This is a genomic window from Agathobacter sp. LCP21S3_B2, from assembly GCF_052118705.1.
GTDB lineage: Bacteria > Bacillota > Clostridia > Lachnospirales > Lachnospiraceae > Roseburia.
The window spans coordinates 74,712-88,416 of record NZ_JBQKGQ010000006.1; the positions used below are offsets into that span (position 1 = coordinate 74,712).

General features: G+C 42.8%; 12 protein-coding genes. 11 read left to right on the forward strand and 1 reads right to left on the reverse strand.

Annotated features, from left to right (window positions below):
* Nucleotides 1–9: 9 nt before the first annotated feature.
* The 7 genes from cysD to ACTQ1L_RS06010 all read left to right on the forward strand — a co-directional run bounded on the left by cysD (nt 10) and on the right by ACTQ1L_RS06010 (nt 8,080).
* Complete coding sequence (gene cysD / locus ACTQ1L_RS05980) at nt 10–909, forward strand: sulfate adenylyltransferase subunit CysD (RefSeq protein ID WP_022292454.1); 900 nt, start codon at nt 10–12, stop codon at nt 907–909.
* Nucleotide 910: 1 nt separating this feature from the next.
* A complete protein-coding gene (locus ACTQ1L_RS05985; RefSeq protein WP_441365967.1) occupies nt 911–2,551 on the forward strand; it encodes a sulfate adenylyltransferase subunit 1 in 1,641 nt (546 codons plus the stop codon).
* Nucleotides 2,552–2,816: 265 nt separating this feature from the next.
* Nucleotides 2,817–3,497: an orotate phosphoribosyltransferase gene (pyrE, locus tag ACTQ1L_RS05990; protein ID WP_306782744.1), complete on the forward strand. Its 681-nt coding sequence runs from the start codon at nt 2,817–2,819 to the stop codon at nt 3,495–3,497.
* Nucleotides 3,498–3,508: 11 nt separating this feature from the next.
* Nucleotides 3,509–3,838 carry a hypothetical protein gene (locus tag ACTQ1L_RS05995; protein ID WP_321111966.1) on the forward strand — a complete coding sequence of 110 codons (330 nt, stop codon included), beginning with the start codon at nt 3,509–3,511 and terminating at the stop codon, nt 3,836–3,838.
* A 216-nt stretch (nt 3,839–4,054) separates the two neighbouring features.
* The gene (locus tag ACTQ1L_RS06000; RefSeq protein ID WP_441365969.1) at nt 4,055–6,058 is read left to right on the forward strand and encodes an aminopeptidase; all 2,004 of its coding nucleotides are present in this window, start codon (nt 4,055–4,057) and stop codon (nt 6,056–6,058) included.
* A gap of 25 nt (nt 6,059–6,083) precedes the next feature.
* Nucleotides 6,084–6,596 (forward strand): 5-(carboxyamino)imidazole ribonucleotide mutase, encoded by a 513-nt coding sequence (purE, locus tag ACTQ1L_RS06005; RefSeq protein WP_055062031.1) that lies wholly within the window; start codon nt 6,084–6,086, stop codon nt 6,594–6,596.
* A gap of 29 nt (nt 6,597–6,625) precedes the next feature.
* On the forward strand, nt 6,626–8,080 hold the full coding sequence (locus tag ACTQ1L_RS06010; RefSeq protein ID WP_441365970.1) for a tetratricopeptide repeat-containing diguanylate cyclase: 1,455 nt from the start codon (nt 6,626–6,628) through the stop codon (nt 8,078–8,080).
* A gap of 186 nt (nt 8,081–8,266) precedes the next feature.
* Here ACTQ1L_RS06010 and ACTQ1L_RS06015 read toward each other — a convergent pair whose 3' ends face one another.
* Nucleotides 8,267–9,055, reverse strand: coding sequence for a DeoR/GlpR family DNA-binding transcription regulator (locus ACTQ1L_RS06015; RefSeq protein ID WP_441365971.1), 789 nt, complete (start codon nt 9,053–9,055; stop codon nt 8,267–8,269).
* A gap of 263 nt (nt 9,056–9,318) precedes the next feature.
* Here ACTQ1L_RS06015 and fsa point away from each other — a divergent pair, with 263 nt between their 5' ends.
* The 4 genes from fsa to ACTQ1L_RS06035 all read left to right on the forward strand — a co-directional run bounded on the left by fsa (nt 9,319) and on the right by ACTQ1L_RS06035 (nt 13,639).
* Entirely contained in the window at nt 9,319–9,972 is a 654-nt protein-coding gene (fsa, locus tag ACTQ1L_RS06020) for a fructose-6-phosphate aldolase (protein ID WP_012743285.1), read from the forward strand.
* Nucleotides 9,973–10,037: 65 nt separating this feature from the next.
* On the forward strand, nt 10,038–10,877 hold the full coding sequence (locus ACTQ1L_RS06025) for a transketolase (RefSeq protein WP_055062028.1): 840 nt from the start codon (nt 10,038–10,040) through the stop codon (nt 10,875–10,877).
* Nucleotides 10,865–11,803, forward strand: coding sequence for a transketolase family protein (locus tag ACTQ1L_RS06030; RefSeq protein WP_441365973.1), 939 nt, complete (start codon nt 10,865–10,867; stop codon nt 11,801–11,803). Before ACTQ1L_RS06025 ends, ACTQ1L_RS06030 begins: the two co-directional genes overlap by 13 nt.
* Nucleotides 11,804–12,100: 297 nt before the next feature.
* Nucleotides 12,101–13,639, forward strand: coding sequence for a glycoside hydrolase family 43 protein (locus ACTQ1L_RS06035; RefSeq protein ID WP_441365975.1), 1,539 nt, complete (start codon nt 12,101–12,103; stop codon nt 13,637–13,639).
* Nucleotides 13,640–13,705 lie beyond the last annotated feature (66 nt).

The following is a 13,705-nucleotide window of genomic DNA, read 5'->3' on the forward strand; positions in this document are numbered from 1 at the left end:
GTAACAGACATGGGTGAATTATCACATCTTGACGAACTCGAAGCAGAGGCAATATACATAATACGTGAAGTAGCCGCAGAGTGCGAGAAGCCGGTTATGTTGTACTCAATTGGAAAGGACAGCTCGGTAATGCTTCATCTTGCAATGAAGGCATTTTATCCGGAGAAGCCGCCATTTCCGTTTTTACATGTAAATACAACTTGGAAATTCCATGAGATGATAGAATTCAGAGATCGCATTGCTAAGGAAAAGGGCATCGAGATGCTTGAATATATAAATCAGGATGGCGTAAAGCAGGGCATCAATCCATTTGACCACGGCTCAGCATACACAGATATCATGAAGACACAGGCGCTCAAGCAGGCGCTCGACAAATACGGCTTTACGGCGGCGTTTGGCGGCGGCCGAAGAGACGAGGAGAAATCAAGAGCCAAGGAGCGAATCTTCTCCTTCAGAAATGAAAACCATGCATGGGATCCAAAGAACCAGCGCCCGGAGATGTGGAAGCTCTACAACTCCAGAATCAAAAAGGGCCAGGAGGTGCGAGTTTTCCCACTGTCAAACTGGACAGAGAAGGATATCTGGCAGTATATAAAGAGAGAGAATATCGAGATTCCTTCACTTTACTTTGCAAAGGAAAGACCTGTTGTATACAGAGACGGCAACATCATCATGGTAGATGACGACAGAATGAAGCTTCGTCCGGGTGAGAAAATCCAGATGAAGAGTGTACGTTTCAGAACTCTCGGCTGCTATCCACTGACAGGTGGTGTGGAGTCGACAGCGGATACACTTGATGAGATTATTGATGAGACACTCAGTGCTGTTTCCTCAGAGAGAACCACCCGTGTCATAGACAACGAGGCGGCAGGCAGCATGGAAAGAAGAAAGAGGGAGGGATATTTCTAAAATGAGCGGATTACTTAAATTTATTACATGCGGAAGCGTGGACGACGGAAAATCAACTCTGATCGGACATATATTATACGATTCAAAGCTGCTCTATGCAGATCAGGAAAAGGCATTGGAGCTTGACAGTAAGGTCGGAAGCCGTGGCGGCGCCATCGACTATTCACTCCTCCTCGACGGACTGATGGCAGAGAGAGAGCAGGGAATCACAATCGATGTGGCTTATCGTTACTTCACAACAGATAAGAGAAGCTTTATCGTGGCAGATACACCGGGCCATGAGGAGTACACAAGAAACATGGCTGTAGGTGCATCTTTTGCAGACCTTGCGGTAATTTTAATAGATGCAAAGCAGGGCGTATTGGTTCAGACAAGAAGACACGCAAGAATCTGCGCGCTCATGGGAATCAACTACTTTGTATTTGCTGTAAACAAGATGGATCTTGTAGGCTACGACGAGAAGCGCTTCGATGAAATCACAAAGCAGATTGTTGAGCTTACAAAGGAGCTTGAACTCAAAAATGTAGTAATCATTCCTGTTTCTGCAACAGAGGGTGACAATGTCACAACAAAGTCTGAGAATATCCCATGGTACAAGGGACCGGCTCTTTTATCATACCTTGAGGATGTTGACATAAAGGATGAGAACGAGGAAGAGGGCTTTTACATGCCTGTACAGAGAGTCTGCCGTCCTGACCACACCTTCCGTGGCTTCCAGGGCCAGATAGAGGCCGGAGAGGTAAAGGTGGGCGATGAAATTACCACACTGCCAAGCAATGAGACAGCCCATGTAAAGAGCATCCATGTGGGTGATAAGCTAAGCGATAGTGCATTTACAGGCCAGCCGGTTACAATCCAGCTCGACAGAGAGGTGGACGTATCAAGAGGCTGCGTGCTCACAATCGGTTCAGGAGCAAAGGTTGCTTCATCTATCACAGCTACAATACTCTGGATGGATGACGATGAGCTCTTTAAGGGAAAGAATTTCTTCTTCAAGCTTGGTACCAAGTCAATACCGGGCATCGTAACAGAGATAGAGCATACCATCGATGTGAACACGGGTGAGGAAAAGCCTGCCGATAAGCTCAAAAAGAACGAGATAGCAGTTGTAAAGATTGCATTCTCGGACAAGATAGTCTGCGATAAGTTCAAAAATCACAAGACACTCGGTGAGTTTATCTTAATCGACCGTGTGACCGATATGACATCTGCCTGTGGTGTGGTTGAAGAGGTACACACAGAGGAAAGCGGCCTCTATGAGGGCAGAGTAGACAGAAACGTAAGAGCTGCAATCAAGGGTCAGAAGGCAATCACCGCCGTATTCGTAGACGGAGTGGATGGTGTAAACCGTGGCTTTGTGGAGGATGTCGAGAAAGCCTTAAATATAGACGGACGCCATACTTATCTCTATGCACCAAAGGAGGGTGAGGACTTCGTAAATGTAGTCAAGCACCTAAGCCATGCAGGAATACTTGTACTTCTGCTCATCAGCCAAAAGCAGGAGAAGGAGCTTGAAGCTGACAAAGTTGAGTTCACAAAGGACTGGAACAAAAACGGCAGAGATGTGGACAAGGCTGCGGAGTTTATCAAAAAGCAGTCAGTATATGACGGTGTGATCGTAAACACAAGTGAGTATATCTAATAAAAAGGGTACTTGATTTCTCAAGTACCCTCATGTATAATCTACTTAGAAAGTGAATCGGATATGACTCCGATTTGCCCTCAGTTAAGGCTGTGAAATAGCATTCACTTTAGGCGGTGGGATGCTATTTTTTTTGTCTTTATGGTTATCTATGTAAGATAGAGCCGCAAAAACAACTAATATTTCCACGTTGAAAAGCACGCCCCAATGTGGTAAAATTGACAAAGATAATTTAAAGAAAAACACACAGGAGGATTAACATACAATGGAAAGCTATAAGAGCGAATTTATAGACTTTATGGTGGAGAGTGACGTGCTGAAATTTGGTGATTTCACATTAAAGAGCGGCCGTAAATCACCATTTTTCATGAATGCGGGAGCATATGTGACAGGCTCACAGCTTAAGAGACTCGGAGAGTACTACGCAAAGGCAATCCATGCAAACTACGGTGATGACTTTGATGTATTATTCGGACCTGCATACAAGGGAATTCCGCTTGCAGTGGTAACAGCCATCGCATACCATGAGCTCTATGGCAAAGAGGTGCGCTACTGCTCAGACAGAAAAGAGGCAAAGGATCACGGTGCAGACAAGGGAGGTTTCCTTGGAAGCAAGCTTAAGGATGGCGACAGAGTAGTCATGATAGAGGATGTCACCACATCAGGCAAATCAATGGAGGAGACAGTACCAAAGGTAAGAGAGGCTGCTGATGTCACAATCGTAGGCCTTATGGTGAGCCTTAACAGAATGGAAGTCGGACAGGGCGGCAAAGTGAGTGCGCTTGACGAAATCCATGAGAAGTACGGCTTTGAGGGCAAGGCAATCGTCACAATGGCAGAGGTCACAGAGTATCTCTACAACAGAGAGCATGATGGCAGAGTAGTCATTGATGACACAATCAAAGCAGCAATAGACGAGTACTATAAGCAGTACGGCTGCAAATAGGAGAATATAAATTGCATAGCAGAAGAAAACGTAACAGGTATAAGTTTACGGAAAAGAAGCAATCTAAGAAGGGGATAGCTGCACTTGTTGTGGCTATCCTCATAGAGATTATATATATAGTTTTTTTGAATACAGCAATCAGAACAAATGGCGGATTATCCATGTATTTTGGAAGCGTCGGAATACTGATGTTAGGCGCATCAATAGCCGATTTTGTATTTGCTGTCAGCAGCCTTTTTGATGAAAAAGCATTCATGACATTTCCGAGGTTAGCAGTGTTTTTTGCGCTTATCACAGTGATTAGCTGGGGTGGAACGTATGTTGTCGGCTTTATAATTTAGCGCATTTGTAACTATTCAGTACAGAAATATGCGGTACCGCATATTTCGTAAGAAAACGTATATTATGTAGGAGCAAGCGCCCATCAGCGCAGCTGATTCTAATGTGCTTGCGGCTCGCAACTGTGAAGGTACTGAACAGTTACGTGCATTATATCAATAGTGCGATAAAACTGTCATGAACATTTGAATTATAAAATAGAAAGATTATAGGGATATATGAGTTATAAAGAGATTTATGAGCTCTCCAATGAGCTTTACGCAGAGCGATTAGAGCTTGTGGAGGAGCGTATAGAGCAGATCGTCAGAGAACCTGCGACAGAGCCGGCTTTTGCAGATTATTTCAGAAGTGCGGCAAAGTGCATCAACACTATTAAGAACCATAGTGCAGATAAGGAATTTAACGATTTATTCTATTCACAGTTTGATAAAGAAAATTACGAGAAAAGCTATGCCAACCCGGCATATGCCGTAAAGGTGCTCGGAGATGAGTATGGTCAGCTTTTATCGGCTGTATATGCAAAAATTGCCGGAAGCATCACGCATATCTTTCAGGGAGATATAAAATATCTCTGCATTTATGCAGAGCTTATTGTAGAGCTTTACAATTATTTTGAGAATGCCAATGAGCTGAGTCCTGATGAGATAAGGGGATGTATATATTCGTTCATGCATGATTATGAGGAGATTTTTGCAGAGGATGACAACGGAGCACTTCTTGACCCGGCATATGATTACTATACAGAGCTTGTAAATGAGGCAGATTTGTCAAATGATGATTATCTGTATTCCTACGGACTGTATGTCGGAGAGAATGAGCGCGCCGGCAGAGCACATCTGGCTTCATTTTCAGATGAAGAGATACAGGCCATGGCAGATACCTATACGGAAGGATACCGCATTGGCTTTATTATCTGCAACAAGGATATCTCAAAGAAGTCGGTGGTTCAGGTGATTTATCCGCTTGGCTTTGAGCGTATGATAAGAGCAGCATTAAAGAATTTTGAGAAAATGGGCATGAAGCCTGCCATGAGACCATTTTCCACATCGGTCAATAAGCAGTTTGACTATGACCACAAGGAGGATATGGCACTGTGGCTTGACAAGGCATATGTGGAGTATCGTCTTGAGTGCATGCACAATGCACTTGAGAGAATGAAGGATGTAGCATGCAAATGTGGAGGACCGGCTGTCATAGAGATATTTGGAGAGGAGCCGTTTGCTCCGGTTTCAAAGAAGGAGGCTGCGCACTTTAATGATGAGCAGCAGAAGCTTGTAGTCCATATGACAGGTGTGCGCTCACAGTATATGAACAGCTATATCCACAGCGAGGACAGAAGCTTTACGATTATTGCCTATCCGTGTGCTGCAATCGGACCTGATTATAAGGAGATTTTTACGGAGACTGTAAAGATTAATACTCTTGATTATGCACTCTACAGGGATATGCAGCAGAAAATCATAGATGTGCTTGATACGGCAGACAGGGTGCATATCGTCGGTACAAACGGCAACAGGACAGATTTGTATGTCAAGATTCATGAGCTTAAGGAGCCTTCAAAGGAGACAGCCTTTGAAAACTGTGTGGCTGATGTAAATATCCCTGTCGGAGAGGTGTTTACTTCACCGGTGTTAGAGGGCACAAACGGCAAGCTGCATGTCAGTCAGGTATATCTCAATGAGCTTAATTTCCTTAATCTGGAAATCGACTTTAAGGATGGCATGATTGATAAATATACATGCACCAATTTTGAGGAGGAGGAAGAAAACAGAAAGTATATATCAGACAATGTGCTTTTCCATCACGACACACTGCCTATGGGTGAGTTTGCCATAGGCACCAATACTACAGCCTACCGTATGGCGAGAGTATACGATATCGCGGCAAAGATGCCTATTCTCATCGCAGAGAAGACAGGACCGCACTTTGCAGTGGGTGATACCTGCTACACATATGATGAGGACAATATGACATATAACCCTGACGGAAAGGCAATCATTGCCAGGGACAATTCAGTTTCCATCCGCAGAAAAGAGGATATATCAAAGGCATATTTCAACTGTCACACGGATATCACAATACCGTATGATGAGCTTGGAGCCATCACAGTTATTCGACACGATGGCTCAACATGTGATATAATAAGAGATGGCAGATTTGTGCTTGAGGGCGTAGAAGAGTTGAACAAACCGCTCGATACGCTTGATGCAGAAAGCAAATAATTATTAGACATATAAGGAGGATAAAATGGCAAAAGTTGGAATAGTTATGGGCAGTGACTCAGATTTAAAGGTGATGAGTAAGGCAGCAGATATGCTTGAGGAGCTCGGCATAGAGTATGAGCTTACCATTATCTCGGCGCACCGTGAGCCGGATGAGCTTATTGAGTGGACAAGAGGCGCTTGTGATAGAGATGTAAAGGTAATAATAGCAGGAGCGGGAATGGCGGCAGCCCTTCCGGGCATGTGTGCAGCGCTTTTTGCCCTTCCTGTTATCGGAGTACCGCTTTCAGGAAAGAATCTGGATGGAATGGATGCAGTGTTCTCAATCATGCAGATGCCACCTGGAGTGCCTGTTGCCACAGTTGCAATTGACGGTGCGAAAAATGCAGCAATCCTTGCAGCAAAGATACTTGCAGCAGGTGATGATGCTATTCTTGAGAAAATCAAAAAGTATACAGCAGATATGAAGGCTCAGGTTGTAGCAAAGGATGCGAAACTGAAACAGGTTGGATATAAGCAGTATCTTGCTGAGAAATAGATTGTATTGTCATCTATAGGAGGGTTTTTATGGGTATATTGCAAAAGGCAGACAGATGTATGGATGAGGCAGTAGCCTTATTTGGCGAGAATAAGCTTTTTTTGGCAGAGAAGAAGGCACAGGAGACAGCCAATCTTTATAAGAGCTGTGGCGCATATGAGCAGATGGCAAAGACTGTCAATTTTATGGGAGTAATATATGCATCCATTGGAGATGTAAGCATGTCGATTGACTGCTACTTAGAGGCTATGGATGTAGCTGTGGAGCAGGGCTCAACTGAGATAATCATGCTTGTAAACAATAATATCGGCTCACTTTATATGGAGCTTGGATTGTATGAGAAGGCTGTCAGATATTTTAACGAAGCACTGGAGCTGTGCAAGCCACCGCTGCATGGAGAGAGGGATAACTATTATCAGGAGCTTCTCATGCTTCATCTGAATCTGTGCATATCATACACAGGAATTAATGAGTTTGAAAAGGCAGAAAAGCATCTTTCTGACGCGATACTCTTTAATGAGATAGCTGGCAGCGCTAAAAACAGATTTCTGATAGACATGTCACAGGCACATTTGCTATGGAAAATGGGAAATGAGGATGAGGTCAGAGATCATGTGGAAGAGCTGGTTGAGGGTGCGATAAACAATATCAATTCTGCCGATTATGTGCTTGAGATACTAAGCCTTTGCAATTTGTTTATGAATATGGGGGAGTTCGATGCATGGAAAAAGGTTATTGTGGAGTATGAAAGATTTGCCAATGATACGCAAAATCTGTTTTTCCAGAAGACCTGTGTCAAGATGTGGATGAAATATGAGAGCGCCATGGGTGATACAGAGGCGTACAACAAGCTGTGCGTATATTACGCAAATCTCCACTCTATGCAGGTGAAGGAGCAGATAAAGCGTCTTGGTGATATAATCGACCTTAAGCTTCAGATTCAGGAGACTGAGTATGAGCGCCGTAAGGCAGTCAGACTCAACTACACAGATATGATTACAGGCATGGGCAATAAGTTCAAGATGCGAAACGATTTTGAAAAGCTTGTGAGCAAAAATCAGGATTCAGATGGTGCAGGAATCACGTTTGGAGTAGTAGATATAGATTTCTTCAAGTCATTTAACAGAAACAGTGTCAGAGTCACCGGTGAAGCAGTGCTAAAAGAAGTGTCATCCATAATAAATGAGAGCATCAAAGATAAGGGAATGGGGTATCATTTCTATGGTGATGAATTCTACATAATCCTGCAGGAAACGGATGAGGATATCATTAAAAATATAGCCGAGCATATAAGACTTGAGCTTGCCAAAAAACAGATACTTCATGAGAGCTCTAAGGTGGATGAGTATCTGACTGTATCACAGGCATATGTTATCGCCCCGGATGTAAAGGTGCCGGATGAGTTTTCTAGGCTGTTTAAGATGGTGGATGAAGTGCTCAATGATGTGAAGGAAAAGGGCAGAAATGCATATAAGATAGTCTGATGCATTAAGCGTATAAGACAACTATAAAATGACACGCAGCCGTAAAACGTTGCGTGTCATTTTTGATGGATCTATATATACAGTTATAGTTATATTTGTACTTATGCTTATATTTATATTTATATTTGTACTTGTACTTAATAGTTATATTTGTACTTATACTTTTATATGGCTATATTGTCTCATTTATATTCCGGATATAACAATATCAGTGCCTGCCTTCTCATATATATCTGCTGTCTCAGGTGAGATACCGGAGTCGGTGATTACCATATTGATGTCATCAAGCGATGCATAGCTTGATATGGATGTGGTATCAAACTTGGTGTGGTCTACAAGAGCCACAGTTTTAGCGGAGGCCTTGATACACATGCGCTTCAAATCAGCCTCGTATATACTGAAATCAGTCAGTCCGTCTTCTACAGAGAAGCCTCTTGCTGACACGAACGCGATATCTGTGTGTATCTTTTTGAGTAAATCAGCGCCAAGCAGTCCTTCTATGGAAGCGGATGCACTGGTTACGATACCGCCTGTCAGGATGACTGTGACACCGGGGATATCCTTTAGCTCTAAAGCCAGATTGATGCCATTGGTGATGACGGTCAGCTCTGTAAAGCCTGAAAGCTTCATGCCGAGAGTGTAGGCTGTGGAGCTGGCATCAAGGAAGATACACATATGGTCGCCCACGAGCTTTATCGCCTCGTTTGCAATCTCCTCCTTGGCCTCCTTGTTTTCCAGAGCGCGGTCATGGAACAGATAGGCCCTCGAGGTTAAATCAGTCATGTCATGGGTTTTATCCTTGTAGATAGCACCGCCGTGAGTCTTTGTCAGAAGCTTTTCCTTATCCATCTGGTTTAAATCTGTTCTTATAGTAGTGGTCGATACACCAAGCAGTTCGCTGAGCTCATTGGTGGTGGCCTTGCGATTTTCTTTTAAATAATCGAGAATCTTTTGTTGTCTTTCTAATTGCAGCATAGATTTTCCTCTTTCTTTTGATTTCTGTTGTATTTTTACGTACATATTTCTATCACAAAGCATTGCATAAATATATAATAACTCAAATAAGTAAATAAAGCCAGTATTTTCAATTATTTATGTTTGCTTTTGTTTGGCGATATTTAATTACACTTATTTTTACTTTTATTTGCTTTTACTATTGCATTTATGCTTTTGAAGTGTTATATTTATATCATCAAATAAAAGCAAACGCAAATCATATAAGATGGAGGTATTATTAAATGAAGTTTTTCGTAGATACAGCAAATGTCGAGGACATTAAGAAAGCAAACGATATGGGAGTCATCTGTGGAGTTACAACAAACCCTTCACTCATCGCAAAAGAGGGCAGAGACTTCAATGAGGTAATTAAAGAAATCACATCTATCGTTGACGGACCGATAAGCGGAGAGGTAAAAGCCACAACAGTTGATGCAGAGGGCATGATAAAAGAAGGACGTGAAATCGCAGCTATCCATCCAAACATGGTAGTTAAGATTCCTATGACAGTTGAGGGACTTAAGGCTGTCAAGGTGCTTTCATCAGAGGGCATCAAGACAAACGTTACTCTTATTTTTTCAGCAAATCAGGCAATTCTTGCTGCAAATGCAGGTGCTACATATGTTTCACCTTTCCTTGGCAGACTTGATGATATCAGCCAGCCGGGCATTGAGCTGATCAGACAGATTTCAGAGATTTTTGATATCTATGGATATGATACAGAGATTATTGCAGCTTCAATCAGAAACCCGATTCATGTCACAGACTGTGCACTTGCAGGAGCTGATATCGCAACAATTCCTTACAAGGTTATCGAGCAGATGACAAAGCACCCACTTACAGATCAGGGAATCGAGAAGTTCCAGGCTGATTACAGAGCCGTATTTGGGGATTAGATATTATAAACCAAAGACAGGTATAAATATTTTATTTTATGTCATAGATTTAACAGGAGAACAAAATGAACAAATTAGAGCTTCAGATTACAGCAAATGAAGTCAGGAAGGGTATCGTCACGGCTGTGCATTCTGCAAAGGCGGGACATCCGGGCGGCTCACTTTCTGCAGCAGATATATTTACATATCTGTATTTTGAGGAGATGAACATTGATCCAAAGAATCCTAAAAAGCCGGATAGAGACCGTTTTGTGCTTTCAAAGGGACACACTGCTCCGGGACTTTACTCTACACTTGCGCAGAGAGGCTATTTTCCGGTTGAGGATTTAAAGACACTCAGACATCTGGGATCATATTTACAGGGACATCCTGACATGAAGCATATCCCGGGTGTGGATATGTCGAGCGGTTCGCTCGGACAGGGCATTTCTGCGGCAGTGGGCATGGCACTTTCTGCAAAGCTTACAAATGATGATTACAGAGTATATACACTTCTCGGCGATGGCGAGATTCAGGAGGGACAGGTCTGGGAGGCTGCCATGTTTGCGGGCTTCAGAAAGCTTGATAACCTTGTTGTTATAGTTGATAACAACGGACTTCAGATTGATGGACCAGTGGATCAGGTGTGCTCACCATATCCTATTGGTGAGAAATTCAAGGCATTTAATTTCCATGTGATTGATCTGAAGGATGGAAATGACATGGATCAGATTGCTGACGCATTTAAAGAGGCAAGAAATACAAAGGGTATGCCGACGGCAATTATAGCACATACCGTAAAGGGCAAGGGTGTTTCATTTATGGAAAATCAGGTCGGCTGGCATGGCAAGGCTCCTAATGATGAGGAGTATGCAGTTGCCATGGAGGATCTGAGAAAGGAAGGTGAAGCATTATGTCAGAAGTAAAGAAAATCGCCACACGTGTCAGCTACGGAAATGCACTTGTAGAGCTTGCAAAGGAGCACGATGACGTATATGTTCTTGATGCTGACCTTGCGGCTGCCACACAGACAGCCATTTTCAAAAAGGAATTTCCGGATCGTCACATAGACTGTGGTATCGCAGAGTGCAATATGATGGGTATCGCTGCAGGAATCGCAGCAACGGGAAAGGTGCCTTTTGCCAGTTCATTTGCCATGTTTGCGGCAGGTCGTGCGTTTGAGCAGGTGAGAAACTCTATTGGATATCCTCATCTCAATGTGAAAATCGGTGCGACACACGCAGGTATTTCGGTAGGAGAGGATGGAGCTACCCACCAGTGCAACGAGGATATTGCACTCATGAGAGCAATTCCAGGCATGGTTGTAATAAACCCAAGTGATGATATAGAGGCAAAAGCCGCCGTAAAGGCAGCTTATGAGCATGAGGGCCCTGTATACATGAGGTTTGGCCGTCTTGCAACACCGATAATAAATGACAATGCAGAGTATAAATTTGAAATCGGAAAGGGTGTTACACTCCGTGAGGGAACGGATGTAGCTATCATAGCTACCGGTTTGTGCGTGGCAGAGTCACTTGCGGCGGCAGAAAAGCTTGCAGCAGATGGCGTAAATGCAAAGGTAATAAATATACATACCATCAAGCCTCTGGATGAGGAGCTTATTGTAGCCGCAGCAAAGGAATGCGGCAGGGTGGTTACTGTGGAGGAGCACTCTGTAATAGGAGGACTTGGAGCCGCGGTATGTGAGACACTTTCGCGCAAGGCTCCAACACCGGTAAAGACAATAGGCATACAGGACTGCTTTGGTGAGTCAGGTCCTGCTGTATCTTTGCTTAAGAAATACGGATTGGATGCAGAGGGCATTTATGCATCAGTGAAGGATTTTTTATAAGTATTTAAAATAGTTTGGTTTTATGATTTTTCATATTTTCCCTAATATAATAATAAACTAATAAAAGAAAGGACAACCGTATCCCGGCTGTCCTTTCTTCTACTTTGTATACATATAAAAACTTTAATGTTTTAATTAGTGTAAAATAATTTAATAAAATTTAAAATATATATTGTGTTATAGGTTTTTATCTGATATATTAAAGCTATAAATGCTGGGCGAGCGTAACTATTAATTTGATACATATATATGTATCAGCTTAAATGAAACATGTGATTTATTCACAGGGAGGAAATCATGATAAGGAATGGAAAGAAGAAGGCCATTTCGTGTGCACTCGTCGCAGCTATGTCGGTAGGGCTTGTGGCGTGTGGAACAACAAGCTATGACTTTAAGGTCAGCTACGATGGAATAAAAACAGGGGATGTTTCATCGAAAGTATCGGTTCATGATCCGTCAATACTTAAGGCGGATGGTGAATACTATATCTTTGGTTCCCATATGTCTGCAGCAAAAAGCAGTGACCTGTTAAACTGGGAAAAGGTTGCTGATGGATACTCAAAGAAAAATCCTGTATACGGACAGATATATGATGTGGCAGATGAAGCCTTTGCGTATTCTGGAAGCAAGAACTCATTGATAAAGACGGATGATAAACAGGTGCATGTGTGGGCACCGGATGTAATCTACAATGAGACAACAGGACTTTACTACATGTATTATTGTACGACATCCACATGGAATGCATCAAATCTGTGCTATGGCACATCAACAACACCTGAGGGACCGTATGAATGGCAGGGGGCTTTGATATACTCAGGCTTCAACAGAAAGACGATTTCAGGTACAGATGTGCTTGACTATGTGGATGAGGACTATGCTTACAAGAACTATATCAAGGGGGCGCAGTACAATTATGAGGACTATCCGAATGCGATAGATCCGACTGTGTTTTATGATGCGGATGGCAGAATGTGGATGGTATATGGTTCATGGAGCGGCGGAATATTTTTGTTGGAAATTGACAAGACAACAGGACTTGTTATCCATCCTGAAGCAGATAAAGCAAACAATGTGGATCCGTATTATGGAAAGCGTCTTTTGGGAGGCGGCCATATTTCGATTGAGGGACCGTATATCATGTATGATGAGGCAAGCGGTTATTATTATCTGTTTGTGTCGTATGGCGCTCTGACAAGCAATGGAGGCTATCAGGTCAGAGTGTTCCGCTCAAAGACAGTCGATGGTGAATATGTGGATATGAATGGCAAATATCCTGAAAAAAGTGCACAACACCAGAATTTCGGACTGAAGCTCACAGGCAACTATAAGCTTCCGAGTCTTGAAAAAGCATATATGGCAACGGGGCATAATTCGGCCTTTGTGGATGATGACGGCAGGATGTATCTGGTTTATCATACCAGATTTAACGACAATGGAGAGGGTCATTCACCGAGAGTACATCAGATGCTTGTGAATGAGGATGGCTGGCCATGTGAGCTGCCTTATCAGACACAGGGGGAGACTGTTAATAAGGACGGCTACGACACAGATGATATTATCGGACGATACTATGTTATAAACCAGGGAACGGCAATAGATTCAAAAATTGCAAATCCGGTGATTCTTTATCTTGAAAAAAACGGAAAGGTAAAGGGAGAAAAGTCAGAGGGTACCTGGGAATGCAAGGATGGCTCATACTATATGAATATCACTATAGACGGTAAAAAATACTCCGGTGTGTTCTGTCAAATGAAGGATGAGGCCGGAAGTGATGTGATGACTTTTTCAGCCGTTGGTGAAAATAAGAGTGTCTGGGGCGTGAAATATTTATAGTTACGTTTCAAATTAGGCAGATATGTAAATAGTTAGATAGTTAGACAGATAATAACAATATTAGAA

Excerpts from the sequence above, each read along its gene's own strand:
- pyrE (WP_306782744.1), top strand. The coding sequence starts at position 2,817 with ATGGAAAGCTATAAGAGCGAATTTATAGACTTTATGGTGGAGAGTGAC.
- ACTQ1L_RS05985 (WP_441365967.1), top strand. The coding sequence starts at position 911 with ATGAGCGGATTACTTAAATTTATTACATGCGGAAGCGTGGACGACGGA.
- ACTQ1L_RS06010 (WP_441365970.1), top strand. The coding sequence starts at position 6,626 with ATGGGTATATTGCAAAAGGCAGACAGATGTATGGATGAGGCAGTAGCC.
- fsa (WP_012743285.1), top strand. The coding sequence starts at position 9,319 with ATGAAGTTTTTCGTAGATACAGCAAATGTCGAGGACATTAAGAAAGCA.
- ACTQ1L_RS06015 (WP_441365971.1), bottom strand. The coding sequence starts at position 9,055 with ATGCTGCAATTAGAAAGACAACAAAAGATTCTCGATTATTTAAAAGAA.
- purE (WP_055062031.1), top strand. The coding sequence starts at position 6,084 with ATGGCAAAAGTTGGAATAGTTATGGGCAGTGACTCAGATTTAAAGGTG.
- ACTQ1L_RS06030 (WP_441365973.1), top strand. The coding sequence starts at position 10,865 with ATGTCAGAAGTAAAGAAAATCGCCACACGTGTCAGCTACGGAAATGCA.
- ACTQ1L_RS06035 (WP_441365975.1), top strand. The coding sequence starts at position 12,101 with ATGATAAGGAATGGAAAGAAGAAGGCCATTTCGTGTGCACTCGTCGCA.
- ACTQ1L_RS06025 (WP_055062028.1), top strand. The coding sequence starts at position 10,038 with ATGAACAAATTAGAGCTTCAGATTACAGCAAATGAAGTCAGGAAGGGT.
- cysD (WP_022292454.1), top strand. The coding sequence starts at position 10 with ATGGGTGAATTATCACATCTTGACGAACTCGAAGCAGAGGCAATATAC.
- ACTQ1L_RS06000 (WP_441365969.1), top strand. The coding sequence starts at position 4,055 with ATGAGTTATAAAGAGATTTATGAGCTCTCCAATGAGCTTTACGCAGAG.